The following is a 25,913-nucleotide window of genomic DNA, read 5'->3' on the forward strand; positions in this document are numbered from 1 at the left end:
TTTATCAAAATGCGCTTTTTTTCGTGCTTATTGCTGTTTTATTCAAACTTCAACAATTATTCATAAACATAAGAGTAAAAATTGTCATAAACTATTACTCGGTTTTTTGGTTTGCGCCAAAAAGGAACACCCACAACGAAAGGAGACGGAATGCATCACGCCACACCGCTAATCACCACCATTGTTGGTGGCCTTGTGCTCGCTTTTATCCTTGGCATGATTGCCAATAAACTGCGTATTTCTCCTCTTGTCGGCTATTTGTTAGCGGGTGTTCTGGCGGGACCATTTACGCCAGGTTTCGTTGCGGATACCAAACTGGCTCCTGAACTGGCGGAATTAGGCGTGATTCTGCTGATGTTTGGCGTTGGCCTGCATTTTTCACTGAAGGACCTGATGGCGGTAAAGTCGATCGCCATACCGGGAGCGATTGCCCAGATAGGGGTAGCGACGCTGCTGGGGATGGCGCTTTCGGCAATTCTTGGCTGGTCGCTGATGACCGGTATCGTTTTTGGGCTGTGTCTTTCCACCGCCAGTACCGTGGTGTTGCTTCGTGCACTTGAAGAGAGACAGTTGATTGACAGCCAGCGTGGACAAATTGCGATAGGCTGGCTGATTGTTGAAGACCTGGTGATGGTGTTAACGCTGGTACTGCTGCCCGCTGTCGCCGGGATGATGGAAAAAGACAACGTCGGCTTTACCTCACTGGCGCTGGATATGGGCATTACCATCGGTAAAGTTGTGGCGTTTATCGCCATCATGATGCTGGTGGGCCGCCGTCTGGTGCCGTGGATCATGTCCCGCAGCGCAGCGACGGGTTCACGCGAATTGTTTACCCTCTCCGTACTGGCGCTGGCACTGGGTATCGCCTTTGGTGCCGTTGAGCTGTTTGATGTCTCCTTCGCACTGGGCGCGTTCTTCGCCGGGATGGTGTTGAACGAATCCGAGCTGAGCCACCGTGCGGCGCACGACACTTTGCCGCTGCGTGATGCTTTCGCCGTACTGTTCTTCGTTTCCGTCGGGATGCTGTTTGACCCGATGGTCCTGATTCATCAGCCGCTGGCTGTGCTGGGCACGCTGGCGATTATTATCTTTGGTAAGTCGCTCGCGGCTTTCTTCCTGGTAAGGATGTTTGGCCACTCCCCGCGTACGGCGCTGACCATCGCCGCCAGCCTGGCGCAAATTGGTGAGTTTGCTTTTATTCTGGCGGGTCTGGGCATGGCGCTGAACCTGCTACCGCAAGCCGGGCAGAACCTGGTGCTGGCAGGCGCAATCCTGTCGATTATGCTGAACCCAGTCCTGTTCGCACTGCTGGAAAAATACCTCGATAAAACCGAAACGCTGGAAGAACAGACGCTGGAAGAAGCTATCGAAGAAGAGAAGCAGATCCCGGTAGATATTTGTAATCACGCCCTGCTGGTTGGTTTTGGTCGCGTAGGCAGCCTGCTTGGTGAGAAACTGATGGCGCAAGGGATCCCGCTGGTAGTGATTGAAACGTCACGCACCCGCGTCGACGAGCTGCGTGAGCGCGGTATCCGAGCGGTGCTGGGCAATGCGGCAAACGAAGAGATCATGAATCTGGCACATCTGGACTGCGCACGCTGGTTGCTGCTGACCATTCCAAACGGCTATGAAGCGGGTGAAATTGTGGCAACTGCACGTGAGAAATGCCCAACGATTGAGATTATCGCCCGCGCGCATTATGACGACGAGGTGGAGTACATTACCGAGCGCGGTGCGGATAAGGTCGTGATGGGCGAGCGCGAGATTGCAAATACGATGCTGACGCTACTGGAGAAACCGCCGGTTGAAGAAGGGGTGACGGGTTAAAAAAGCCTGGTGGCGCTACGCTTAGCAGGCCTACAAGTAGCCCCGGTAAGCGTAGCGCCACCGGGGTTTTCTTTTAGCAATCAACGATCCCAATAAGCCTCTTCCAGGCTGTCTTCCCGTTCCGGCAGCCCACGCGTTAAGCGCGGGGAGTGCTGGTTCAGCACCTGGTAGCTCACGCGGTTGGCATATTTACACACCTGCGCCAGCGACGAATAGGTCAGCCAGTTGAACTTGTGCTTGCTGGAATTCGGGACGTTAGTTTTATGGTAGGCATTCGCGGTGATGTCATGGAGCAATGCGGCCAGCGCGCCATCACCTGCACCGTTGGTGTTCATGATCTTCTCTGGCCCGCCCATATACGGGGCGATGTGCGAGTAGATACGCAGCGGATTAACACAGTCTTTAAAACGCATACCACGGCTGAACTCGTACTGGTTGAACTCGGCGATCGCGCCAGGCAGCAACGGATGCTGGGTTTTGCGCTTGCTCTCTTCTTCCGTGAAGCCCGCCATATACAACCCAACCGGTCCTGCGGTACAGAGCACCAGATCCACCCAGTCCAGCGCTTTATCAGACGCCAGCAGCGGATCGCTTTCACCCGTCAGCGCTTCCGCCTCTTCTTCGTTCATCGCCAGAATCGAGACGTGCTCTTTCAGGAACGCCTGCCACCACTCCGGATTGTCGGCAATCACGAATTTGGTGCCCAGCGTGAGAACGACGGGCACATTGTATTTCTTCGCGTACTCAATCGCTTTCATGGTCGCGTCCGGCATCGGCTCACCCGGTTTGCAGCGCACCAGATAGGAGGTCAGCACCAGCGCCGAGGCGCCTGCAATCACCTCTTCCGGGATGCTCTCGGCACGCAGTTTGTTCATGTGACCCGGGCTGATGGCAAAGGTACGCTCGCCAGAATCGCTGATCAGCGTGAAGCAGCGGCCAATCGGCCCGTCGACGCCCTGAAGGTAGTTCAGATCGGTACGGCTGGAGGTATTGCACAGATAACGGTAGGCATAGCCTCCGATTTCGATATTACTGCACATTACGCCCAGCAGTACCGAGCGGTCATCAGCCAGCACGGAATAGTTGTGCATGGTGTTACCGATGGTACCGCCGGCAAACTGATGGGTGATCAGGTTTTCGCGCACCAGTTCCTGGTAAAGCGCTTCGGCAACGTCGTCCTCAATCACCAGCGAGTGCCCCGCGCTCAGACCATAACGGGCGACAAACGCATCATCCACTTTCGCTTCAATGTCCACCAGCGTCTGGTCGATACCAACGACCCATGCGGCACTGGTTTCATTTTCAGGCTGGATTTGCTGCAGGAGCGGATCGCGGGCATCAACGGGAAAGTAGTGTTTGGATTTGCGTTTACCGGGAAATTTCATGGTCTGAACTGTACAAAGAATATGGGCCGGGAATGGTAGCACAAACCCGGCCCGGAGTGCGATCAGCGACTGTTTGTCACCAGAGAGACCATCATGTCGATATGCTCAGGCGAGTCGTTAAGTGCCGGAATGTATTCGTACTTCGTGCCCCCCGCTTCCAGGAAGAACTCCCTGTTTTGCACAGCAATTTCTTCGAGCGTTTCCAGGCAATCCGCCGAGAAGCCTGGCGACATCACCTGAATATGCTTCACCCCTTTCTCACCGAGCATCTTAAGCGTTTCATCGGTATATGGGGTGAGCCACGGCTCGCGGCCAAAGCGCGACTGGAAGGTCATCATCACCTTCTCTGGTGGCAGGCCGAGGGCAGAAACCAGTTCGCGCGTGGTATCACGACAACGCTGCGGGTAATCATCCCCCTCGTCAGCGAAACGCTGCGGAATGCCGTGATAAGACAGCAGCAGCAGATCCGGCTCGCCGTGTTTTTCGAACGACGCACGCGCGCTGTTAGCAAGCGCCTTGATATAGAGATCGTTATCCGCGTAGTCGCGAATAAAGGTCACGCCAGGTATGCGACGGCGAGTCGCCAGAATACGCGCCAGTTCATCCCATACCGCAGCAACCGTCGAACAGGAGTACTGCGGATAGAGCGCCAGCACCACAATGTGGTCAACCCCCTGCGCCAGCAGTGATTCGACCGCGCTTTCCAGCGAGGGTTTACCGTAGCTCATGCCGAGCGCGACGGGCATATCCGGCAGGCGTGCGGCCAGCGCCTTTTCCTGGCGACGGCTGTAAACCATCAGCGGAGAACCCTCTTCCATCCAGACGGACTGATAGAGTTTGGCGACGCGCGGAGAACGAATCGGCAGAATCACGCCACGGAGCAACGGCCACCACAGCAGTCTTGGGGTATCCACGACGCGCGTGTCGCTTAAAAATTGTCGCAGGTAGCGTTTTACCGCGTCTGAAGTGGGTGCTTCTGGGGTGCCCAGATTGGCAAGCAGGATGCCGGTTTTCGCCTGACTCATTCACGCCTCTTAACCATTTGAATGGTTGTCAATTGTAGCGGAAATGCGTTTAAACGAAACCCATTGCTGCGATAGGAGAGATGGGAATATTTCTCACCCGGAGATCCGGGTGAGAAAGGTGCGATTAGCCGAGGATTTTTTCCAGCTCTGCACGTACGTCAGCAACGGCTTTGGTACCGTCAACTTTGGCGTATTTGGTGTTACCCGCCTGCGCTTCTTTGGTGTAGTAGCCAATCAGCGGTGCAGTCATCTGGTGGTATTCCACCAGGCGCTTACGCACGGTCTCTTCCTGATCGTCTTTACGGGTAGTCAGCTCTTCGCCGGTCACGTCGTCTTTGCCTTCAACCTTAGGTGGGTTGAATTTGATGTGGTAAACGCGGCCAGAAGCAGCGTGTACGCGACGACCCACGATACGGTCAACGATCAGCTCGTCCGGCACGTCGAACTCCAGAACGTAGTCCACGTTGATGCCCGCTTCTTTCATGGCGTCAGCCTGAGGAATGGTGCGTGGGAAGCCGTCCAGCAGGAAACCGTTACGGCAGTCTTCCTGAGCAATGCGCTCTTTGACCAGAGCGATAACCAGCTCGTCGGTCACCAGCTTGCCTGCGTCCATGATGTCTTTCGCTTGTTTACCCAGCTCGGAGCCAGATTTAACAGCGGCGCGCAGCATGTCACCGGTGGAGATTTGCGGAATACCGTATTTCTCCATGATGAACTGAGCCTGAGTTCCTTTACCCGCGCCCGGAGCGCCAAGCAGAATAATACGCATTGCGAAAATCCCCTCAAAAGTCGTTTCAATTTTTCAAAAGCGCTAAACAATACCACCAGAACGGGCATCGCTCAAGGAAGGCGGGAAGGCTGAAACGGTTAACGGGGGGAGATTATTTGGGAGGGAGGGGTCTGGTGCCCTCACCCCGGCCCACTCCCACGGGAGAGGGAGAAGACCAGGGGAGGCGTGGTCAATTACGCCAGCAGCAGCGCATTCACACGTTTAATGAACAGGTTAGGATCATCCAGCGTGCCGCGCTCGGCCAACAGGGACTGATCCAGCAGCAGTTCAACCCACTCGGCAAAGCGAGCGTCGTCCTGGGTATCCGCCGCGCGTTTCACCAGAGGATGATCCGGATTAAGCTCAAAGATATATTTCACTTCCGGCATCGCCTGGCCCGCAGCAGCGAACAGTTTCGCCATCTGGGTGCCCATTTCGTCAGCGTCGGTGGTAACGATCGCCGGGGTATCGGTCAGACGGTGAGTGAAACGCACCTCTTTCACACGTTCGCCCAGCAGGGTTTTCACGCGCTCAACGAATGGTTCCAGCGCCTTCTCGGCTTCTTTCGCGCTTTCATCCACTTCATCCGCCAGCTTGTCGATGGACTCATCAGCTTTGGCAACAGACTGGAACGCCTTACCGTCGAATTCGGTCAGGTAGTTCATCATCCATTCGTCGATGCGGTCAGAAAGCAGCAGCACTTCGATGCCTTTCTTGCGCAACAGCTCGAGGTGCGGGCTGCTCTTCGCCGCCGCGTAGCTGTCGGCGGTAATGTAGTAGATCTTCTCCTGCCCTTCTTTCATGCGCGAGACGTACTCTTCCAGCGACACGGTCTGCGCGGAGGAGTCGGTGTGCGTAGAGGCGAAACGCAGCAGTTTGGCGATCGTTTCAACGTTCGCGGTGTCTTCTGCCGGGCCCTCTTTCAGCACCAGGCCGAACTGTTTCCAGAAGGTCTGGTATTTTTCCGCATCGTCTTTTGCCAGTTTTTCCAGCATCTGCAGCGCACGTTTGGTCAGGGCGTTGCGCAAGTTACGGGTGACGGTGCTGTCCTGCAGAATTTCACGGGAGACGTTCAGCGGCAGATCGTTAGAATCTATCAGACCACGCACAAAGCGCAGGTAGTTCGGCATGAACTGCTCGGCATCGTCCATGATGAACACACGCTGTACGTACAGCTTCAGACCATGCTTATGATCGCGGTTCCACATGTCCCACGGTGCCTGTGCCGGAATGTACAGCAGGCTGGTGTACTCCTGCTTACCTTCCACACGGTTGTGGCTCCAGGTCAGCGGGTCGCTAAAATCGTGGGCGATGTGTTTGTAAAACTCGTTGTATTCGTCGTCTTTGATTTCAGACTTGTTGCGCGTCCACAATGCCTGCGCCTTGTTGATCTTCTCCCAGGAAACCACGGTTTCACCGTCTTTCTCTTCCTGTTTTTCAATCTCAACAGGCAGGGCGATGTGATCGGAATATTTGCTGATGATGGAGCGCACGCGCCAGTCGTTCAGGAAATCATCTTCGCCTTCACGCAGGTGCAGCGTGATTTCGGTGCCGCGATCCGCTTTGGTGATGTCATCAACGGTATATTCGCCTTCACCTTTGGATTCCCAGAACACACCGTTTTCCGCGCTGTCGCCTGCCGCACGGGTACGCACGGTGACTTTGTCCGCGACGATGAACGCCGAGTAGAAACCAACGCCGAACTGACCGATCAGCTGGCTGTCTTTCGCCTGATCAGAGCCCATAGACTCCAGGAACGCTTTGGTGCCGGATTTGGCGATCGTCCCGAGATGGTCGATGACCTCATCGCGATTCATCCCGATGCCGTTATCGGCGATGGTCAGGGTACGGTTCTCTTTATTGAAAGAGACGCGCACGCGCAGCTCACCGTCGCCTTCGTACAGATCCGGGTTAGACAGTGCGCGGAAGCGCAGCTTGTCCGCCGCATCGGAGGCGTTGGAAATCAGCTCACGCAGGAAGATTTCTTTGTTGGAATACAGGGAATGGATCATCAGGTGCAGAAGCTGTTTTACTTCTGACTGGAAACCACGGGTTTCTTGTCCTTTCATCTATGTCGACCTCAACAATGCCATTTAATGGGGTTTTAAAACGTTGAGGGAGAGATGGGGATAAGGGGGGGAAATTTCAAGCGGAGGCCACGGACGCAGCCTCCGTTTGGTCAGAAAATAATCTTGTGGCGTCCCGCCAGAGAGTGCGACAGCGTGGTGCCATCGACCATCTCCAGCTCGCCGCCCACCGGCACGCCGTGGGCGATACGGCTGGCATCAACACCATACTGCGAGCAAAGCTCGGCGATGTAGTTGGCCGTTGCCTCCCCTTCCACCGTGGGGTTGGTGGCGAGGATCACCTCGTTGATCGTTTCGGACTCAAGACGCTGTTCAAGGCGGTCGAGGCCGATATCATGAGGGCCAATACCGTCCAACGGGGAGAGATGCCCCATCAGCACGAAATAGCGGCCGGAAAACTGCCCGGTCTGCTCAATGGCGTAGATGTCCGCCGGACTCTCCACCACGCAAATCTGACCGTTTTCCTGGCGACGCGGGTTCGAACAGATGTTACACACGTCCTGCTCGGTAAAGGTACGGCAATCCGCACAGTGACCAATTTCTGACATGGCGCGGGTCAGAGCCTGCGCCAGGCGCATCCCGCCGCTGCGGTCGCGCTGCAATAGCGTAAACGCCATGCGCTGCGCCGACTTCGGGCCAACGCCCGGCAGGCAGCGCAGTGCTTCCATTAACTGCGTGAGCAGCGGACTGGTTTGCATCAGAATGGCATCTTGAAGCCAGGTGGCAGTTGCATGCCGCTGGAAACAGAGGCCATTTTCTCTTTCTGAGTTTCGTCGATACGGCGAGCGGCATCGTTAAACGCGGCTGCAACCAGATCTTCCAGCATCTCTTTGTCGTCTTCGAGCAGGCTTGGGTCGATCTCAACGCGGCGGCAGTTGTGCGCACCGTTGATGGTCACTTTGACCAGGCCGGCACCGGATTCACCCGTGACTTCCAGCTGAGCGATCTCTTCCTGCATCTTCTGCATTTTTTCCTGCATCTGCTGAGCCTGCTTCATCAGGCCACCCAGACCGCCTTTTCCACCAAACATAGGCTTCTCTCTTTTTTCACGTTTAAGGATTACAACCGTAAGTCAGACTCACGATCAAATGGGGCGAATACTCTCTTCATCCAGATCGGCGTCGAAGAAACGGCGCAGGGTCTGAATGTTGTTATCCGCAATAATCGCCTCGCGCGCCTGCGCGAGTTTCTCTTCATAAATGGCCTGACGCCACTCCAGCGGCGTTTTAACTGCCGGATTATCATCTTCAATGATAGTCAATTCAACCGGCGAACCCTGTAATGCGGTGAGCGCCTCAGCCAGCGCCTTTTGCGCGCCAGGTGAATTCAGGTGTCGTTGACCAGGACGCAGGTGTAAACGCACCTGATTGCCGTCCTGCTCTTTCCAGGCATTCAGCGCGACCTGCTCCACCAGCTTCGGCAACTGAAGTTTACTGACTTCGGCGGCCCAGGCATCACGCGCAATGGACTCTTCGGCGAGCTTCGCGGAAAGCTCCGGCGTTTTCTCATGCTCCAGCGCCTTTTTCAGCGCTTTCGGGGTGGCGACCTCTTCCTTCACCTCTTCGATGATAGTAGTCGCCTTCCAGCGGTAAGCCTCTTCTTTCACCGGGGCTTTCTGCTCGAGCGCGGACGGTGCAGGACGCGACTGTACGCGCTCCGTTACCGAGGCCAGTCGTTCAAGCGCGGCGTTGTTAACCGGCCGCGCTCTTGCAGGCGCTGCCGGTTCACTCTTTTTTGGTTTGGTTGCTCCCTGCGCACGCTGCAACTGGCTGCGCGCGGCAAGCACCGAACTGGTGGCGTCCGACAGCGGCACATTTTGCTGCTGCGGCGTCGGCTGCGGTGGTACCTGCTGCGGTGACATCACCGCCGTCGGTGCGACCGGAGCAAAGGATTGTCGCGGCACGTCCGGTTCCGGTAACGGCATACGCGGGTGGAACGCCAGCGCGCGCAGTAGCGTCATTTCAACGCCCATACGCGGATCCGGCGCGAACGGTAACTCTTTGCGGCCAATCAGCAGCGTCTGGTAGTAAAGCTGAACATCAGCAGGCGGTACGGTGCGGGCAAGTTCACGCATCCGCTGTTCGATAGCCGCCATATCCGCACCAATGGCAGACGGTGAAAGCTGCAGCATCGCCACGCGGTGCAACAGGCTGAGCATCTCGACCAGCAGCCCTTCCCATTCAATACCCCGGGCTGCGGCCGCATCGACCTGCGACATAACACGCTCGCCGTTAGCGGCAATCATCGCTTCGATAAGGGAGAGCGCCTGATCATCATCCAGCGTGCCAAGCATGGTACTGACCGCATCGGTCGAGAGCTTGCCGTCACCGCTGGCTATCGCCTGATCGGTAAGACTTAACGCATCACGCAGACTGCCGTCCGCCGCGCGAGCCAAAAGCTGCAGAGCACGCGGTTCGTGGACAATCTTCTCTTCATCAAGAATGTGCTCAAGCTGCGCACGGATCTGCTCAACGTCCAGCGCCTTCAGGTGGAACTGCAGGCAGCGCGATAAAATCGTGACCGGCAGCTTTTGCGGATCGGTGGTCGCCAGCAGGAATTTCACATGCGCGGGCGGTTCTTCCAGCGTTTTCAGCAGGGCGTTGAAGCTGTGACGCGACAGCATATGCACTTCATCGATCAGGTAGACCTTGAAGCGCCCACGCGCCGGGGCATACTGCACGTTGTCGAGCAGATCGCGGGTATCTTCAACTTTCGTGCGTGAGGCGGCGTCGATCTCGATCAGATCGACAAAACGCCCCTGCTCAATCTCCCGGCAGTTATCGCATACGCCACACGGCGTGGCGGTGATCCCGGTTTCGCAGTTCAGACCTTTTGCCAGCAAACGGGCAATAGAGGTCTTGCCGACGCCGCGGGTGCCGGAGAAAAGATAGGCGTGATGGATGCGACCTAGCGACAAGCCGTTCGCCAGGGCCGTCAGCACATGTTCCTGACCGACAACGTCAGCAAAGGTTTGTGGTCGCCACTTACGGGCTAACACCTGATAACTCATGGGCAGGCTCTGCAACGCTGGAAGGTGAATTTATGGAGGGGAATGCTATCACAACCTCACCCATTGAGCGAGGTTGTGAAAATCGGGATCAGTGACCCGGGAATGGCACCAGGCTGTAGCTGGTAATACCCTGTTTTTCCAGGCGCTGTTCACCGCCCAGATCGAACAGGTTGATGATGAATGCCGCATCGGTCACTTCACCACCCAGACGACGGATCAGCTTCACGGTCGCTTCGATGGTGCCGCCGGTTGCCAGCAGATCGTCAACCACCAGCACTTTGTCGCCTGGGACGATCGCATCAACGTGGATCTCCAGCTGATCGGTGCCGTATTCCAGCTCGTAGCTTTCAGCGATGGTTTCACGTGGCAGTTTGCGCGGTTTACGTACCGGCACAAAACCCACCCCCAACGCCAGCGCAACCGGTGCGCCAAACAGGAAGCCACGGGCTTCGGTACCTACTACTTTGGTGATCCCGGCGTTTTTATAACGCGCAACCAGCAGTTCAATGCTGAGCGCGTACGCTTTCGGGTCTTCCAGCAAGCTGGTGACATCACGGAAAAGAATGCCAGGTTTTGGATAGTCCTGGATACTTTTGATGCTGTTTTTCAGATATTCAAGCTGCTGTGCAGTTGCGGTCATCGGTTTGTGCCTAAATGAAACAGTGTTACTCACAGCGCGCAACGAGTCGGTAAAGATAACAATTGCTTAACCTTTAACCAGGCGCACCTGTGCTCGAAAACGGTCGAATTTACTGGCTGTGCGAGATAATTGCAACAGACATTATAAGGCGTCAGTGCTTTTGTTGCTTTTCATCAACCACCGGGATTCGCCACATAAAGATGAGCAGGCAAGTCAGGATCACCAGCAACAGGATCCGCACCCACATCATTTTCACCAGCCATAATGAAATAGCGAAGGTGATGAGGATCACCGCGATCGCGCGCGGTTTAGCTCCGGGCGGCATGGCCCGGTGTTTTTGCCAGTGGCGCAGATAGCCACCAAACCATGAGCGATACAGCAGCCAGTGGTGAAAACGCGGCGATGAGCGGGCGAAGCACCAGGCCGCCAGCAGGATAAACGGCGTGGTCGGCAGCAAAGGTAAAACCACACCTAATGTGCCAAGCACTACCGCGAGCCAGCCAATGATGATTAAAATAGTACGCTGCATAATGCGAATCGTTATCAAACTGAACGGCTACTTTACCACTGGAGAGCGCCTTGAAAACAGCCTTGCTTCTGGAGATGCTGCAAAAACAGCTGACCACCCTGCGAGCAGAGGCCACCCCTCTGATGGGGCACGCCACGCTGAAGCCACGCTTTGACCGGCAACTTTTTCGCACCCGAAGCACGCTCATTCAGGATTATATTGCTGAAGCCCAGGCCCATCTTGATGAGCTTCGCCACGCGGTTGAGCACGGGCAGACGCAGCAAGTGGCCTGGCTTGCAGAGCATCTCAGCGGGCAAATCACCGCCCTGCACCGGGAAATCGCCACCTGGACGCTACGTGCCTGGGACGGTGCATCACCGGGGCTCAACAAATGGCAGCGTAAGCGGCTGGAGAACCAGGAGTTTGAACGCCGGTTGTTTGAGATGAAGCGCGAGCGGGAAGCACGCCTGAACAACAGTGAAACGCTGGAAGAGCAGCAACTATTAATGCGCGAGATTAGCGCAGTGGAAGGTCGCCTCGTCCGCTGCCGTCAGGCGCTGGATGAGATTGAACGCGTTATTGCCCGTTTGACCCGTTAACAGGAGCCATATAAATGTCACTGGAAAATGCACCCGATGAGGTCAAACTGGCCGTTGATTTGATTATGTTGCTGGAGAATCATGAAATCCCCGCAGAAACCGTGCTTAAGGCGCTGGAGATTGTGCGAAGAGATTTTGAGGGTAAGGTGAAGGCTGTATTGCCCTCACCCTGCCCCTCCCCCGGAGGGAGAGGGAATATAGATTAGGCCGGTGTCGGATCGTCACCCTTAATCTCACGCTTCACTTCCGTATGCTCATCACCTTTTTCATTACGCAGGTGAACTTCAAGCTGGTTGAAGGCGATATTAATATCGTTCTCGCGGCACAGCCGATCGATAGAGCGGTTCAGCTCATCCACGGTGTAGCTGCGATCGCGAAGCTCACGCACATATAAACGCAGCTCGTGATCCAGCGTACTCGGCCCAAAGGTAGTGAAGAAGACCGCCGGGGCTGGGTCATGCATCACTTTCGGATGTTCAGACGCCGCCTGCAGCAGAACCTCTTTTACCTTATCCAGATCCGAACCGTAGGCAACGCCGAGGCGGATCACTACGCGCGTCACGGTGTCTGAAAGTGACCAGTTGATCAGGCGCTCGGTCACGAATGCTTTGTTCGGGATGATCACCTCTTTGCGATCAAAGTCGGTAATGGTGGTCGCACGAATACGGATCTTGCTGACCGTACCGGAGAACGTGCCGATGGTGACGGTATCGCCGATACGAACTGGACGTTCGAACAGGATGATCAGACCAGAAACGAAGTTACCGAAGATCTCCTGCAAGCCAAAACCAAGACCTACCGAGAGAGCCGCAGCCAGCCACTGGAGTTTATCCCACGAGACACCCAGCGAGCCAAAGACCGTCATCGCCCCGACAATAATAATGACGTAGTTGAGGATGGTAGTAATGGCATAGGACGCCCCCTGACGCAGGTTCAGGCGTGACAGCACCAGTACTTCCAGCAGACCTGGCAGGTTGCGAATCAGCGCCCAGGCCACCATTGACGACACCACAGCAAACAACAGGCTGCCCATGGTAACGCTCTTCATGACCGCAGCACCAGCTTCGGTACCGTTGTATTGCCAGAGGGTGATACTGTCCAGATAGGCGAAGACGGTAATTAAATCAGACCAGATAGCCCAGAACATTACCGCAAACAGAGCGACCATCACCAGCATGGTGATACGCAGCGTCTGCTGGTTGACCTGCTCCAGGGCGATGGTCGGCTCTTCCTGTGGCTCCGCCCCTTCCGCGCCCTCTTTTACCTGATGTTGACGACGCGCAATGGCACGGCGATAGGCGATACGACGGGCCGCAACACTCAAACCTCGCAGAACGGTCTGATAGAGCAGGTTCCAGATGATCACCAGATAAACCGTTTCAATCCAGCGACCAGACAGACGCAGCGTGGTGTAGAAGTAGCCCGTTGCCGTGAGCACCATCAGCGCCAGCGGAATAATCGCCAGCACAGTTACCGTGGCCAGACGAATATTGTGGGACTCTTTATCACGCCAGCTATCGCGGCACATCGGCCACATCAGAATGGCAATCAGCAGCAGGTTCAGCAGAATAACCAGTTGCCCCAGCACATCGTCCATCAGATGCAGCGGAGAAAGTTCAGAGACAACCGACCAGAAGTGCAGCGGCAGAAGGGCCAGGCTGATACGCACAATCTGACGACGCCAGTGGCTGGTCAGTTGCGCAGGCATGTTGAAATGGCGCACTGCCACGCCGTCTTTTTCCAGTACCTTCCAGCACAGACCAAACACCAGCCAGAACAGCGCCAGTTTCTTACTGAATGCCCACAGCAGATCGCTGACGTTGAGCTGCATCGTGAGCAGAATCAGACCTACCGCCAGGATAATCAGGCATACCGGCAGGGCACGAATGAGATCAATCAGAATCGCTTTCGGCGTATTGAGCTGGCTATCGTTGCGCAGTTGTCCCACTTCGGATGCCAGTTTCGCCTGGTACTTTTTCAGCCAACCCAGACGCCAGCGGATCAGACCGGCAATCAGCAGTAGCGGTAACCCCGCCAGGAAGGCAATCATCACCGCAGGCCAGGCTTTCTCCCAGTTCACGGTGATTTTCATACTCTTGATCTGCGTTTTCAGCGTCTCAGGGAAGGATTTAATCCAGTCCCAGTCCATTGGCTTGTTGCTGTTTACCCAGAAAATCTGCTGCGTCAAAATTTCCTGCAGACTTTTCGAAACGCTTACCAGCTGCTGCTGGTTGATCTGCAGGTTAATGGCCATCATCAACTGGTTCCCCAGCTGTTTGTTGAGCTGGTCCAGCAGTTCGCGACGCATATCCACTACCTGAAGTAGCGCATCGTGCACCTCCGGGTTCACGTCACTGGAATGGCCTTCTTCAATTTTTGCGACGAAGGTATCGCTCTGGAAAAGGGCATCTCGCTGCTGGTTGACATCAAACTGCTCCAGACGCAAATCCGCGATACGATTGGTCATATCCTCCAGTTCATCGGCGGACGGGAGCGTCTGCTGCTGCTGGTAGAGAATACGCGACAGGAGGAGGCTGCCTTTCAGAACCGCAATCTGCTCTTTAATGTTGCGTTCAGCCTGCAGCGCACGGTCCAGCCAGTTTTTCACTTTGATATTTTGCTGAACCAGCGAGTTACCGCTTTCTGTCGCCTGTATCAGACGCTGGCTGAGCTGATGGTTAGCCTCGAGCTCCTGTTTCACCAGTGGGTTCGCCTGAATACGAGCGGTTTCGTCGGGTGATACTGCCTCCTGGGCCGTTTTTTCTGTCAGCGTCAGGCGTTTACTGTTAACCGCCTCCTGCAACAACTGGAGCTGGTGTTCCAGGCGATTAATATTCGCGGTGACGTAATCACGCTGTTTCTGGAGCGTATCCTGCAGCAGCGTATTCCCTTCCAGGCTTTTACGCTGCTGTTCGATTTGCGCATTGAGTAATGTTTGCTGAACCAGTAGCAGAGTTTGCTGCGTCGGGCGTAAAGTGCCCTCTCCCACCGTCGTGCCATTCAGGCGATTGCGGATCTGCTGCAACTGTTGGGACGCGGCGTACATCGCATTTTGCACGCGCTCAGGCTGAGTCTGCAGTGAGACAAGTTGGCTATTATACGTTGCGAGATCGGACTGTGCGGTTTGCAGATCGTCAAGTGATTGCGAGACGCGCGACTCCAGCTGACGTAACGAAAGGGTCGCGAGTGTTTTACGTGTTTCATCGTCGTTATCGACGTCACTCAGGGCATTCAGCGCATCCGTTGCCTTGCGCATATTGTCAGGAGCCTGGGCCACCTTCTGACGCAGTTGTGCGGTTTCAGCTTTGACACGCTCAATTTTATCATACGTTTCCAGCGTTTCCGTCAGATCCTGCTGGATAAGCTTCTCCTGAGGAGAGAGCTCTTTCTGTTTGTTCAGGGTGTCGAGTTGCGACTGAACATCAGCGCGCGAGGGGATATCATTGCTGTTATCGGCACGGGCCCAGGAAAGCGGTGCCGTGGCGAAGAAAAACAGCATCGCAAGGAGCAATGCAAAAACAGGATGTTGCGAGCGATTGATGGGCAGCATAGTCATGAATGATGTCAGAAGATGACCGAAAATAGTCCGGCGTGAAGAATATCACGCTCGCCGGAAGCAGAATAGCGAGAACGTTATCCTCTCAGATAAATCCTGAAAAGGGATCAGGCTGTTAGTGAAGGTGCGTCGCTGCGCAGCGTGGGGCAGAGCTGTAGCATTTCCAGTAAAATCGCCACATAGCTGCGGGCTTCCTCTTTGAGGTCAAAGGATTGCGGCGCAAAAAGCCAGTTTTCCATCAGGCCTGAAATGTAGCTGCGCATCAGGATAGCTGCCCGACGGGTCATCAGGTTGGCCGGTAACAGCTTTGCCTGCATACACAGGCTCAGGTTCTGTTCAATACGATCATAGCTCTCCAGGCTGAGGCTGCGTTGCGCCTCTTGCACCACCGCCATCTCGCCCACGAACTCGCATTTATGGAAAATAATTTCCATCATTAACCTGCGACGTTCTTCAACGACTGTCGCTTCAAGGATATATACTAATATTTCTCTCAATACTGAGAGTGGATCGTCAGGGAATTTTGCCCGATACTCACTCTCGAGATCGCTAATGCTGGACTCTGAAAGCTCCCAGATTTCACTGAACAGATCTGACTTGTCTTTAAAATGCCAGTAAATCGCTCCCCGCGTGACACCTGCGGCCTGAGCAATCTGTGCCAGCGAGGTTGATGAAACACCCTGCTGAGAGAACAAACGCATTGCCACATCCAGAATGTGTTGTCGGGTTTCCAGCGCTTGTTGTTTAGTTTTTCGTGCCATAGGTGGGTGAATTTACAGGAGTCAGATTTACATACATTTGTGAATGTATGTACCATAGCATGACGATAATATAAACGCAGCAATGGGTTTTTGGACTCAGGACCATTGATCAATTTGAAATCGGACACTAGAGGTTTACATATGAACAAAAACAGAGGGTTAACGCCTCTGGCGGTCGTTCTGATGCTCTCAGGCAGCTTAGCGCTTACAGGATGTGACAATAAACAGGCTCAACAAGGAGCTCAGCAGATGCCAGAAGTTGGCGTTGTGACGCTCAAATCCGAACCTCTTCAAATCACTACAGAATTACCCGGCCGTACAAATGCATATCGCATTGCGGAAGTTCGTCCTCAGGTGAGTGGCATTATCCTGAAACGTAACTTTACCGAAGGCGGGGATGTTAAAGCGGGTGAGTCTCTGTATCAGATTGATCCGGCAACCTATCAGGCATCTTATGAAAGCGCCAAAGGCGACCTGGCGAAAGCACAAGCCGCAGCCAAAATCGCCCAGTTGACGCTGAACCGCTACCAAAAACTGCTCGGTACCAAGTACATCAGTCAACAGGATTACGATACTGCCCTGGCAGATGCACAGCAGGCTAACGCGGCCGTAGTGGCAGCGAAAGCAGCAGTCGAAACCGCCCGCATTAATCTGGCCTATACCAAAGTGACCTCTCCGATTAGCGGTCGTATTGGTAAATCTTCCGTTACGGAAGGTGCACTGGTACAGAACGGTCAGGCTTCTGCGCTGGCTACCGTGCAGCAGCTTGATCCTATCTACGTCGACGTGACGCAGTCGAGCAACGATTTCCTGCGCCTGAAACAAGAGCTGGCTAACGGCACCCTGAAGCAGGAAAACGGCAAAGCCAAAGTGGAGCTGGTGACGAATGATGGTATCAAGTTCCCGCAGGAAGGTACGCTGGAATTCTCTGACGTGACGGTCGACCAGACCACCGGTTCCATCACCTTACGTGCGATTTTCCCGAACCCTGACAAAAATCTGCTGCCAGGTATGTTTGTTCGCGCACGTCTGGAAGAAGGGACCAATCCAACCGCACTTCTGGTTCCACAGCAGGGTGTGACCCGTACACCACGCGGGGATGCGAGCGCACTGGTTGTCGGGGCTGATGACAAAGTCGAAACGCGTAATATCACGGCAACACAGGCGATTGGCGATAAATGGCTGGTGACGGAAGGCCTGAAAGAAGGCGATCGCGTGATTATTACTGGTTTGCAAAAAGTTCGTCCTGGCGCGCAGGTCAAAGCACAGGAAGTGAAATCTGACGATAAACAACAAGCTTCGGCCGCTGGGCAGTCAGAACAAACCAAGTCTTAACTTAAACAGGAGCCGTTAAGACATGCCTAATTTCTTTATCGATCGCCCCATATTTGCGTGGGTGATCGCCATAATCATCATGTTGGCTGGGGGACTTGCGATCCTGAAGCTGCCTGTCGCGCAATATCCGACCATTGCGCCACCGGCGGTAACAATTTCCGCGACCTACCCAGGGGCTGATGCGAAAACAGTGCAGGACACTGTCACTCAGGTTATCGAACAGAACATGAACGGTATCGATAACCTGATGTACATGTCCTCAAACAGTGACTCCACCGGTACGGTACAGATCACCCTGACCTTCCAGTCAGGTACTGATGCTGATATCGCGCAGGTTCAGGTGCAGAACAAGCTGCAACTGGCGATGCCGCTGCTGCCGCAGGAAGTACAACAACAGGGTGTGAGCGTCGAGAAATCGTCCAGTAGCTTCCTGATGGTTGTCGGCGTTATCAACACCAACGGCACCATGACGCAGGAGGATATTTCCGACTACGTGGGCGCCAACATGAAGGACGCCATTAGCCGTACTTCTGGTGTAGGTGACGTGCAGCTGTTCGGTTCTCAGTACGCGATGCGTATCTGGATGGACCCGAACAAACTGAACAACTTCCAGCTGACGCCGGTTGATGTAATCAGTGCAATCAAAGCTCAGAACGCCCAGGTTGCTGCCGGTCAGTTAGGTGGTACGCCGCCGGTGAAAGGCCAGCAACTTAACGCGTCGATCATTGCGCAAACGCGTCTGACCTCTGCCGATGAGTTCAGCAAGATCCTGCTGAAAGTGAATCAGGACGGTTCGCAGGTTCGCCTGCGCGACGTGGCAAAAGTGGAGCTGGGTGGCGAGAACTACGACATCATCGCGAAGTACAACGGCAAACCGGCATCCGGTCTGGGTATTAAGCTGGCAACAGGCGCTAACGCCCTGGATACGGCAAATGCGATCCGCGCAGAACTGAAGAAGATGGAACCGTACTTCCCTTCAGGCCTGAAAATTGTCTACCCGTACGACACCACGCCATTCGTTAAAATCTCGATTCACGAAGTGGTTAAAACTCTGGTAGAAGCGATCATCCTGGTATTCCTGGTGATGTATCTGTTCCTGCAAAACTTCCGTGCGACGTTGATTCCAACCATCGCCGTTCCGGTCGTATTGCTCGGTACCTTTGCCATCCTGTCAATATTCGGTTATTCGATAAACACCCTGACGATGTTCGGGATGGTGCTCGCCATCGGCTTGCTGGTGGATGACGCCATCGTGGTAGTAGAGAACGTCGAGCGTGTAATGGCGGAGGAAGGTCTGCCGCCGAAGGAAGCCACCCGTAAATCAATGGGCCAGATCCAGGGCGCGTTGGTCGGTATCGCGATGGTACTGTCGGCGGTATTTATCCCGATGGCGTTCTTCGGGGGGTCTACCGGTGCGATTTATCGTCAGTTCTCGATTACCATTGTTTCTGCAATGGCGCTGTCGGTACTGGTTGCGTTGATCCTGACACCTGCACTGTGTGCCACCATGCTGAAGCCAATTCAGAAAGGCGGACACGGCGAGCACAAAGGCTTCTTCGGCTGGTTTAACCGCATGTTTGATAAGAGTACGCACCACTACACCGACAGCGTGGGCAACATCCTGCGCAGCACCGGTCGTTATTTGCTGCTCTATATCATCATCGTGGTGGGCATGGCCTATCTGTTCGTTCGTCTGCCAAGTTCGTTCCTGCCAGATGAAGACCAGGGCGTGTTCCTGAGTATGGCTCAGCTTCCGGCGGGGGCGACACAAGAACGTACCCAGAAAGTGCTGGATGAGATGACCGACTACTACCTCACCAAAGAGAAAGACAACGTTGAATCCGTGTTTGCGGTTAACGGCTTCGGTTTTGCGGGTCGAGGTCAGAACACCGGTATTGCCTTCGTGTCCCTGAAAGACTGGTCTGAACGTCCAGGTAAGGAAAACAAGGTCGAGGCGATTACTGGCCGTGCAATGGGCACGTTCTCGCAGATCAAAGATGCAATGGTCTTCGCCTTCAACCTGCCTGCGATTGTTGAGCTGGGTACGGCGACTGGTTTCGACTTCCAGCTGATTGACCAGGGGGGGCTGGGTCACGAAAAACTGACGCAGGCACGTAACCAACTGTTCGGCGAAGTGGCGAAACACCCTGACCTGCTGGTTGGCGTGCGTCCTAACGGCCTGGAAGATACGCCTCAGTACAAGATCGATATCGATCAGGAGAAAGCTCAGGCCCTGGGTGTTTCCATCAGTGACATCAATACCACTCTGGGTGCAGCCTGGGGCGGTAGCTACGTCAACGACTTCATCGACCGTGGTCGTGTGAAGAAAGTGTACGTGATGTCAGAAGCTCAATACCGTATGTTGCCGAACGATATCAATAACTGGTACGTGCGCGGTAGTAACGGTCAGATGGTACCGTTCTCGGCGTTCTCAACTTCACGCTGGGAATACGGTTCACCGCGTCTGGAGCGCTATAACGGTCTGCCATCCATGGAAATTCTGGGTCAGGCTGCACCGGGTCGAAGCACAGGTGAAGCGATGGCGATGATGGAGCAACTGGCGAGAAAGCTGCCGTCGGGAATTGGCTACGACTGGACCGGTATGTCCTATCAGGAACGTCTGTCCGGTAACCAGGCCCCTGCCCTGTACGCCATTTCACTGATTGTGGTCTTCCTGTGTCTGGCAGCACTGTACGAGAGCTGGTCGATTCCGTTCTCCGTCATGCTGGTGGTTCCGCTGGGGGTTATCGGTGCACTGCTTGCCGCAACCTTCCGTGGCCTGACCAACGACGTGTACTTCCAGGTAGGCCTGCTGACAACCATTGGCTTGTCGGCGAAGAACGCGATACTTATCGTGGAATTCGCCAAAGACCTGATGGAGAAAGAAGGTAAAGGCCTGATTGAGGCGACGCTGGAAGCGGTTCGTATGCGTCTGCGTCCAATCCTGATGACGTCGCTGGCGTTTATCCTCGGCGTTATGCCACTGGTTATCAGCTCTGGTGCTGGCTCCGGTGCGCAGAACGCAGTAGGTACAGGTGTAATGGGTGGTATGGTTACCGCGACCATTCTCGCCATCTTCTTCGTACCGGTGTTCTTCGTGGTGGTTCGCCGCCGCTTCAGTCGTAAGAATGAAGATGTTGAACACAGTCATTCAGTAGAGCATCACTGATACCGGTTTCACATGATAAAAAGGCCGCATTAGCGGCCTTTTTCATTTTCTGAAAAAATCATAAAATACGCTTATTGTGCTTCCATTTATTTCCTGCCATGTTTATTAGACATATCATAATTAACTGATAACTTAATCGGTGAATTCGTGATTTTTTTAATTTCATTTCCACGCTTAAGCTATTAGGAATATTCCTAACAGCAAGTCCAAACAAACAGAACTCAGGACCAGGACGTCTTCCCATCGTTTAAGCTAAACCAATGAAACGTAAGGGAGCGAAAAAAAATTATTGTTAATTTAGAGAAAAATGTTCAGTTCCGGACAAACATTTGCGTAAACGCTCGCAGTCTGCGGTTTTATTTGTAATTTTTCGTAATAGCGCGGTGAAATCTTGAATGGAGTGGCTTATAGTTAGAGATATCAGGAACACAGCACCCGTGCGGCTAAGTATGTTGTATCCATCCCGACAATGTTGTTCGGTGAGTAAGAAATCACTCAGAAGGGGATGCGCTATGGACGAGTACTCGCCAAAAAGGCATGATATCGCGCAGTTGAAATTTCTCTGCGAATCCTTGTACCATGACTGCCTTGCCAATCTTGATGAAAGTAACCATGGTTGGGTGAACGACCCAACGTCTGCCATCAATTTACAGTTGAATGAGCTGATAGAGCATATCGCAACCTTCGCACTTAATTATAAAATTAAGTACAATGAAGATAATAAGCTCATTGAGCAAATTGATGAATACCTGGATGACACCTTTATGTTGTTCAGCAGTTACGGCATTAACGCCCAGGATTTGCAAAAATGGCGTAAATCGGGAAACCGGCTATTCCGCTGTTTCGTCAACGTGAGCAGAGCTAACCCGGTTAGTCTTTCCTGTTAAAATTATTACAATTACTAAGGTGAATTTATGTCTGATAAACCACTTACAAAAATCGATTATTTGATGCGTTTACGACGTTGTCAATCAATTGACACACTCGAACGTGTCATTGAAAAGAATAAATACGAGCTTTCTGATAATGAACTGGCGGTATTTTATTCAGCTGCTGACCATCGTCTTGCCGAGCTGACGATGAATAAGTTGTATGACAAAATTCCTACTTCTGTATGGAAATTTGTCCGTTAATCTTTGAAGTGTGTCTGTAGAGTTCTACGCCACGTTCTGAACTGTATTCACCTATCCCGTTATGCTTCCTGTGCAAAAGCAGGCCTCCGTGTAAAACGTGCTCATCAGCAACAATGTTGTGACAATAGTCACATCAGCCACCAGGGAACGTTCCCGTTCCAAACGGTTAAGATTACCCTGCGGTAACTACGTTCAGAGAGGTTTCCAGGATGAGCATTGAAAAACAGAAGATGATAGCAGGTGAACCTTACCGCCCCGGTGATGAGACATTGCGGACCGACCGACTGAGAGCCCGCCATCTGGTTCATCGCTATAACCACACCGCACCTGATGAAAAAACAGAACGCCAGAACATTCTGGCGGAACTTCTGGGGAAAAGCGAAGGGGCTTATATTGAACCGAGCTTCCGATGCGACTACGGATATAACATTTATCTGGGTAAAGACTTTTACGCTAACTTCGATTGCGTGATGCTCGATGTGTGCCCTATTCACATAGGTGATAACTGCATGCTCGCGCCGGGTGTTCATATTTATACGGCAACCCATCCACTGGACGCCGAGGAACGCAATAGCGGCGTGGAATTTGGCAAGCCCGTGAGTATTGGTAACAATGTCTGGATTGGCGGACGTGCGGTCATTAATCCCGGCGTAACCATTGGCGATAATGTGGTGGTGGCCTCCGGCGCTGTCGTGACGAAAGACGTCCCGACCAATGTCGTCGTTGGCGGTAACCCGGCAAAAATCATCAAAAAACTGTAAGGCTGCGGGGAGTCAACTGTTATGGTCTTTTAGCGCCATACTGTTACTTTTTTCAACCAAATGGCTCCCCTAAAATTGGCAGATCCCCTGTATTGTCAACTCTCATGAAGGCAAAAAATGACCGAGATACAGCGCCTGCTCACTGCCACCATCGACGATCTTAACCTCCGCGAAAAGCGCGACAATCGCCCGCGCTTTAGCATTAGCTTTATCCGCAAACATCCCGGACTGTTTGTCGCAATGTATGCCGCCTGGCTGGCGACGCTTATTGTAATGCTGAAATCCGAAACGCTGGTGGATTCCGTCTGGCTGCTCGTTGTGCTGTTTGTTGTATTTAACGCCTTTTTCTTTTTCGACGTGAATCCCCGCTACCGCTACGAAGATATCGACGTACTCGATTTTCGGGTCTGCTACAACGGCGAATGGTACAACACCCGTTACGTACCAACGGAGCTGATCGACAGCATCATGCACTCTCCGGCTGTCGAAAACGTGCAAAAAGAGAAGCTACAGAAAATGATCTCTACCAAAGGTCAGCTTTCTTTCTACGATGTCTTTACCCTTTCTCGCCCTGTTGCTGCGTAATTAACGCCTGCAGGCGTCGGATCCCCGGCACAAACTGAGAAGCAGAGGTATTGCCGTAACCTAATACCAGACCGGCTTGCCCCTGCTTCTTCTCCAGGTAATATCCGCTCAATGCAGCGGGGGCAAGCTGAAACGCCCTCGCCTGCTCCACCAGCTTCTGGTCATCAATCCCTTCTATCGCCAGCGTCAGATGCATTCCGCCCTCGCCAGCAAGAATGCGATGCGGAGTATGAAGCTCCGCGCTCAGCGCCTCCCGCAACTGGCGGTAACGTTTACGATAGAGCCGACGCATGGCGGCTAAATGACGGGCATAATGGCCTTCTTCAATAAACAGCGCCAGAGTACGCTGTTCAGCACGGTGCCCACCGCGTAACAGTGCACCAATGGCCGGATGAACCGCATTTGCCAGCGCCGGGGGTAACACCATGAACCCCATTCTGAGCGACGGAAACAGCGTTTTGCTGAATGTCCCCAGATAGACAACAGGGGCGTTCGTTACCATTCCCAACATTGCCGGTACGGGCTCACCGGTGTAACGGAACTCACTGTCGTAATCATCCTCAATAATCCAGGCATTATGTTTCCGGGCAAGTTCCAGCAATGCCAGACGCCGTCGCGCGCTGAGTACGCTTCCGTAAGGGAACTGATGCGAAGGGGAGGTGAAAATAAGCGAGGGGGAAGAAACATCCAACCCTTCCCAGTACATTCCCTCGTCATCGACAGGTATTCCCGTCATCCTCAAACCATTTTTCACAAAGGCACTTTTTGCCCCGCTATATCCGGGATTTTCCACCCAGGCAACATCCCCCTGCTCGCTCAGCAGCATCGTACAAAGATTGACGCCCTCAAGAGCACCTTCCGTTATTACAATCTGGCTGGCGTCGCAGTCAATGCCGCGAGACAGGGCAAGATGACGGGCGATAGCCGCCCGCAGCGACGGCTCCCCGGCAGGAGAACCATACCCCAACAAACTACTTCCCTCCTCCCGTAATACGCGATCGTACAAGCGTCGCCACAGCGGTAGAGGAAAATAGTTGATGGCAGGCGTCCCGGGGGTGAACGCCATAACCGGTGTATCCCGGGCCACTGGTGCAGGTAACAAGGAGACGCGCTTTGCGAGCGTGATGACAGCGTCCGGTAATGCCTGAGCGACAGAACGGTGAGCTAGCTGTGCCACACGCGTTCCCTGGCGGTTACGCAGTAAATATCCTTCGAGCGTGAGTTGCTCCAGCGCTGCATTCACGGTGTTCCGCGAAAGAGAAAGTTGATGCGCCAGCGTTCGCGAACCCGCAAGCTGGCAGCCAGACTGTAACCTGCCGCACAGTATGGCCTCCCGCAATGTTAGATAGAGCGTACGTTGAAGCGTCTCTTCCCCACGAACTTTCAGAGCAGCATTGAGCAACGTATAAAATTCATCACCCGGTATATTCATCCCACCTCCTGCTGGTACCACCAAAACATAGCCGAGTGGTTCTTTTTATGGAACCAGTAACTCACTAATCTGGAACTCTTTTCAACGTCACGGATATTAAGATGAAGACATTCAATCAGTTTGGTCAGCCGGTGGGAGAGCCCCTTATCGACTGGCAACCTCGTCAGCATCCGTCCCGGGTTGTTCTTCAGGGGCGATATTGTCGACTTGAGCCTCTGCGGGTGGAGCATGCCGACGCACTGTTCAGCGCTTATTCCCGGGCAGAAGATACCCGCAGCTGGACATGGCTGCTACGGGAGCCAGATACCTCGGCGGGTGAGTTTGCCGGGTGGGTGGCGAGCGTGTGTGAATTATCCGATCCCATTCACTTTACCGTAATTAATAACCACACACAGTCTCCTGTCGGAACACTGGCCCTGATGCGGATCGATCCTAAAAACGGTGTAGTGGAAGTGGGGCACGTTCATTTCTCCCCACTGTTAAGCCGCACGCCAGAGTCAACAGAAGCGCAATATCTGCTGATGCAGTACGTGTTCGATACTCTTGGCTACCGCCGTTATGAGTGGAAATGTAACAGTCTGAACGAGCCATCGCGCAAGGCCGCACTGCGTCTTGGTTTTCAGTTTGAGGGGCGTTTTCGCCAGGCGCTGGTCACAAAAGGTCATAACCGGGATACCGACTGGTTTTCGATACTCGACAAAGAGTGGCCGGTGCTGGCGAAGGCCTTTGAAGGTTGGCTTGCCACCGACAATTTTACTGCCGATGGCAAACAGAAAAGATCCCTGGAAAGTTGGCGAGAAACACGCATCTAGCGTCTTTTTTTACGTCCCTGAACCGCTTTAAAGCGCGGGTTAGATTTGCAAATCACATATAAGCGTCCCTTGCGTTTGACTATCTGGCAATCCGGGTGACGCTGTTTCGCACTATGTAATGAGTTAAGTACCTGCATAGTTAGCCCCGTTTCGCATTAAGAAAACCACCAAAACGCTTGCGGAAGCGTGCCGCGCTGCCATCCGTAGAGAACGTTTTCTGCTTGCCGGTATAGAACGGATGCGATTTTGAAGAGACCTCAATAGTGATGTAGGGATAGGTTTCACCGTCGAGTTCAATTTCGCGGTCGGTTTTAATAGTCGAGCCAACTTTAAAGTACTCATTGGCACTGGTGTCGTGGAAAACCACGGTGCGATAGGCGGGATGGATATCTGGTTTCATCGTAAGCCCTTCATGTTTTGTTATAACATAACAAAATAATATCGAAGCTCTGCTGAAATAACAACCCCCTCTATCCTGATGCTATTTTCTGATTTGCCTTAGATAAAATGAAAACAAAC

General features: G+C 53.7%; 24 protein-coding genes and 1 other annotated feature. Of the genes, 10 read left to right on the top strand and 14 right to left on the bottom strand.

All coding sequences use genetic code 11. The features are described 5' to 3' along the window. Nucleotides 1–150: 150 nt before the first annotated feature. Nucleotides 151–1,827, top strand: coding sequence for a YbaL family putative K(+) efflux transporter (gene ybaL, locus WB237_RS11795; protein WP_336213176.1), 1,677 nt, complete (start codon nt 151–153; stop codon nt 1,825–1,827). 80 nt (nt 1,828–1,907) lie between these two features. On the opposite strand, the gene WB237_RS11800 is transcribed toward ybaL, so the two are convergent. The 9 genes from WB237_RS11800 to WB237_RS11840 form a co-directional block, all read right to left on the bottom strand. Then, entirely contained in the window at nt 1,908–3,212 is a 1,305-nt protein-coding gene (locus tag WB237_RS11800; RefSeq protein ID WP_336213178.1) for an inosine/guanosine kinase, read from the bottom strand. A 62-nt stretch (nt 3,213–3,274) separates the two neighbouring features. Continuing rightward, nucleotides 3,275–4,237 carry a ferrochelatase gene (gene hemH / locus WB237_RS11805; RefSeq protein ID WP_336213180.1) on the bottom strand — a complete coding sequence of 321 codons (963 nt, stop codon included), beginning with the start codon at nt 4,235–4,237 and terminating at the stop codon, nt 3,275–3,277. Between the two features lie 124 nt (nt 4,238–4,361). Next, nucleotides 4,362–5,006 carry an adenylate kinase gene (adk, locus tag WB237_RS11810; RefSeq protein WP_006809841.1) on the bottom strand — a complete coding sequence of 215 codons (645 nt, stop codon included), beginning with the start codon at nt 5,004–5,006 and terminating at the stop codon, nt 4,362–4,364. Nucleotides 5,007–5,200: 194 nt separating this feature from the next. Continuing rightward, on the bottom strand, nt 5,201–7,075 hold the full coding sequence (htpG, locus tag WB237_RS11815; protein ID WP_336213185.1) for a molecular chaperone HtpG: 1,875 nt from the start codon (nt 7,073–7,075) through the stop codon (nt 5,201–5,203). Between the two features lie 110 nt (nt 7,076–7,185). Continuing rightward, nucleotides 7,186–7,791, bottom strand: a complete 606-nt coding sequence (recR, locus tag WB237_RS11820; protein WP_336213187.1) for a recombination mediator RecR — start codon at nt 7,789–7,791, stop codon at nt 7,186–7,188. Beyond that, the gene (locus WB237_RS11825) at nt 7,791–8,123 is read right to left on the bottom strand and encodes a YbaB/EbfC family nucleoid-associated protein (protein WP_003858972.1); all 333 of its coding nucleotides are present in this window, start codon (nt 8,121–8,123) and stop codon (nt 7,791–7,793) included. The genes recR and WB237_RS11825 overlap by 1 nt, the downstream gene beginning before the upstream one ends. Before the next feature lie 54 nt (nt 8,124–8,177). Continuing rightward, on the bottom strand, nt 8,178–10,103 hold the full coding sequence (gene dnaX, locus WB237_RS11830; protein ID WP_336213189.1) for a DNA polymerase III subunit gamma/tau: 1,926 nt from the start codon (nt 10,101–10,103) through the stop codon (nt 8,178–8,180). Next, nucleotides 8,784–8,848 (bottom strand) — a sequence feature (DnaX frameshifting element). Its footprint overlaps the gene before it by 65 nt. An 88-nt stretch (nt 10,104–10,191) precedes the next feature. Further along, nucleotides 10,192–10,743 carry an adenine phosphoribosyltransferase gene (apt, locus tag WB237_RS11835; protein ID WP_028017607.1) on the bottom strand — a complete coding sequence of 184 codons (552 nt, stop codon included), beginning with the start codon at nt 10,741–10,743 and terminating at the stop codon, nt 10,192–10,194. 151 nt (nt 10,744–10,894) lie between these two features. Continuing rightward, complete coding sequence (locus WB237_RS11840) at nt 10,895–11,272, bottom strand: DUF454 family protein (protein WP_013095896.1); 378 nt, start codon at nt 11,270–11,272, stop codon at nt 10,895–10,897. Between the two features lie 50 nt (nt 11,273–11,322). On the opposite strand from WB237_RS11840, the gene priC reads away from it, so the two are divergent. Continuing rightward, nucleotides 11,323–11,850, top strand: a complete 528-nt coding sequence (gene priC / locus WB237_RS11845) for a primosomal replication protein N'' (RefSeq protein WP_336213193.1) — start codon at nt 11,323–11,325, stop codon at nt 11,848–11,850. 14 nt (nt 11,851–11,864) lie between these two features. Next, nucleotides 11,865–12,056: a pleiotropic regulatory protein RsmS gene (rsmS, locus tag WB237_RS11850; protein ID WP_114977964.1), complete on the top strand. Its 192-nt coding sequence runs from the start codon at nt 11,865–11,867 to the stop codon at nt 12,054–12,056. Here rsmS and mscK read toward each other — a convergent pair. Together mscK and acrR are read right to left on the bottom strand one after the other, a co-directional pair. Further along, the gene (mscK, locus tag WB237_RS11855) at nt 12,053–15,400 is read right to left on the bottom strand and encodes a mechanosensitive channel MscK (RefSeq protein ID WP_336213573.1); all 3,348 of its coding nucleotides are present in this window, start codon (nt 15,398–15,400) and stop codon (nt 12,053–12,055) included. The genes rsmS and mscK overlap by 4 nt on opposite strands. 113 nt (nt 15,401–15,513) lie before the next feature. Next, nucleotides 15,514–16,167 carry a multidrug efflux transporter transcriptional repressor AcrR gene (gene acrR / locus WB237_RS11860; protein ID WP_129996549.1) on the bottom strand — a complete coding sequence of 218 codons (654 nt, stop codon included), beginning with the start codon at nt 16,165–16,167 and terminating at the stop codon, nt 15,514–15,516. Between the two features lie 141 nt (nt 16,168–16,308). On the opposite strand from acrR, the gene acrA reads away from it, so the two are divergent. From acrA to WB237_RS11890, 6 genes are all read left to right on the top strand, one after another. Continuing rightward, nucleotides 16,309–17,502 (top strand): multidrug efflux RND transporter periplasmic adaptor subunit AcrA, encoded by a 1,194-nt coding sequence (gene acrA, locus WB237_RS11865; RefSeq protein ID WP_114977962.1) that lies wholly within the window; start codon nt 16,309–16,311, stop codon nt 17,500–17,502. Between the two features lie 22 nt (nt 17,503–17,524). Then, nucleotides 17,525–20,671: a multidrug efflux RND transporter permease subunit AcrB gene (gene acrB, locus WB237_RS11870; RefSeq protein WP_336213198.1), complete on the top strand. Its 3,147-nt coding sequence runs from the start codon at nt 17,525–17,527 to the stop codon at nt 20,669–20,671. Between the two features lie 512 nt (nt 20,672–21,183). Further along, nucleotides 21,184–21,558: an Hha toxicity modulator TomB gene (tomB, locus tag WB237_RS11875; RefSeq protein WP_008499288.1), complete on the top strand. Its 375-nt coding sequence runs from the start codon at nt 21,184–21,186 to the stop codon at nt 21,556–21,558. Between the two features lie 27 nt (nt 21,559–21,585). Continuing rightward, nucleotides 21,586–21,804, top strand: coding sequence for an HHA domain-containing protein (locus WB237_RS11880; RefSeq protein ID WP_008499287.1), 219 nt, complete (start codon nt 21,586–21,588; stop codon nt 21,802–21,804). 209 nt (nt 21,805–22,013) lie between these two features. Next, nucleotides 22,014–22,565, top strand: a complete 552-nt coding sequence (gene maa, locus WB237_RS11885) for a maltose O-acetyltransferase (RefSeq protein WP_336213202.1) — start codon at nt 22,014–22,016, stop codon at nt 22,563–22,565. 117 nt (nt 22,566–22,682) lie between these two features. Continuing rightward, nucleotides 22,683–23,150 carry a YlaC family protein gene (locus WB237_RS11890; RefSeq protein WP_336213204.1) on the top strand — a complete coding sequence of 156 codons (468 nt, stop codon included), beginning with the start codon at nt 22,683–22,685 and terminating at the stop codon, nt 23,148–23,150. On the opposite strand, the gene pdxR is transcribed toward WB237_RS11890, so the two are convergent. After that, entirely contained in the window at nt 23,122–24,582 is a 1,461-nt protein-coding gene (gene pdxR, locus WB237_RS11895) for a MocR-like pyridoxine biosynthesis transcription factor PdxR (protein WP_336213206.1), read from the bottom strand. The two genes, WB237_RS11890 and pdxR, sit on opposite strands and share 29 nt — an antisense overlap. Before the next feature lie 101 nt (nt 24,583–24,683). Between pdxR and WB237_RS11900 the strand changes: the two genes are divergently transcribed. Further along, nucleotides 24,684–25,394 (top strand): GNAT family N-acetyltransferase, encoded by a 711-nt coding sequence (locus WB237_RS11900; RefSeq protein ID WP_336213208.1) that lies wholly within the window; start codon nt 24,684–24,686, stop codon nt 25,392–25,394. On the opposite strand, the gene ykgO is transcribed toward WB237_RS11900, so the two are convergent. Together ykgO and WB237_RS11910 are read right to left on the bottom strand one after the other, a co-directional pair. Next, nucleotides 25,391–25,531 (bottom strand): type B 50S ribosomal protein L36, encoded by a 141-nt coding sequence (gene ykgO, locus WB237_RS11905; RefSeq protein WP_336213209.1) that lies wholly within the window; start codon nt 25,529–25,531, stop codon nt 25,391–25,393. The genes WB237_RS11900 and ykgO overlap by 4 nt on opposite strands. Before the next feature lie 2 nt (nt 25,532–25,533). Then, nucleotides 25,534–25,794 (bottom strand): type B 50S ribosomal protein L31, encoded by a 261-nt coding sequence (locus tag WB237_RS11910; protein ID WP_010428154.1) that lies wholly within the window; start codon nt 25,792–25,794, stop codon nt 25,534–25,536. Between the last annotated feature and the right edge of the window lie 119 nt (nt 25,795–25,913).

Origin of the sequence: Enterobacter sp. P82, from assembly GCF_037053385.1 — a bacterium.
Lineage (GTDB): Bacteria > Pseudomonadota > Gammaproteobacteria > Enterobacterales > Enterobacteriaceae > Enterobacter.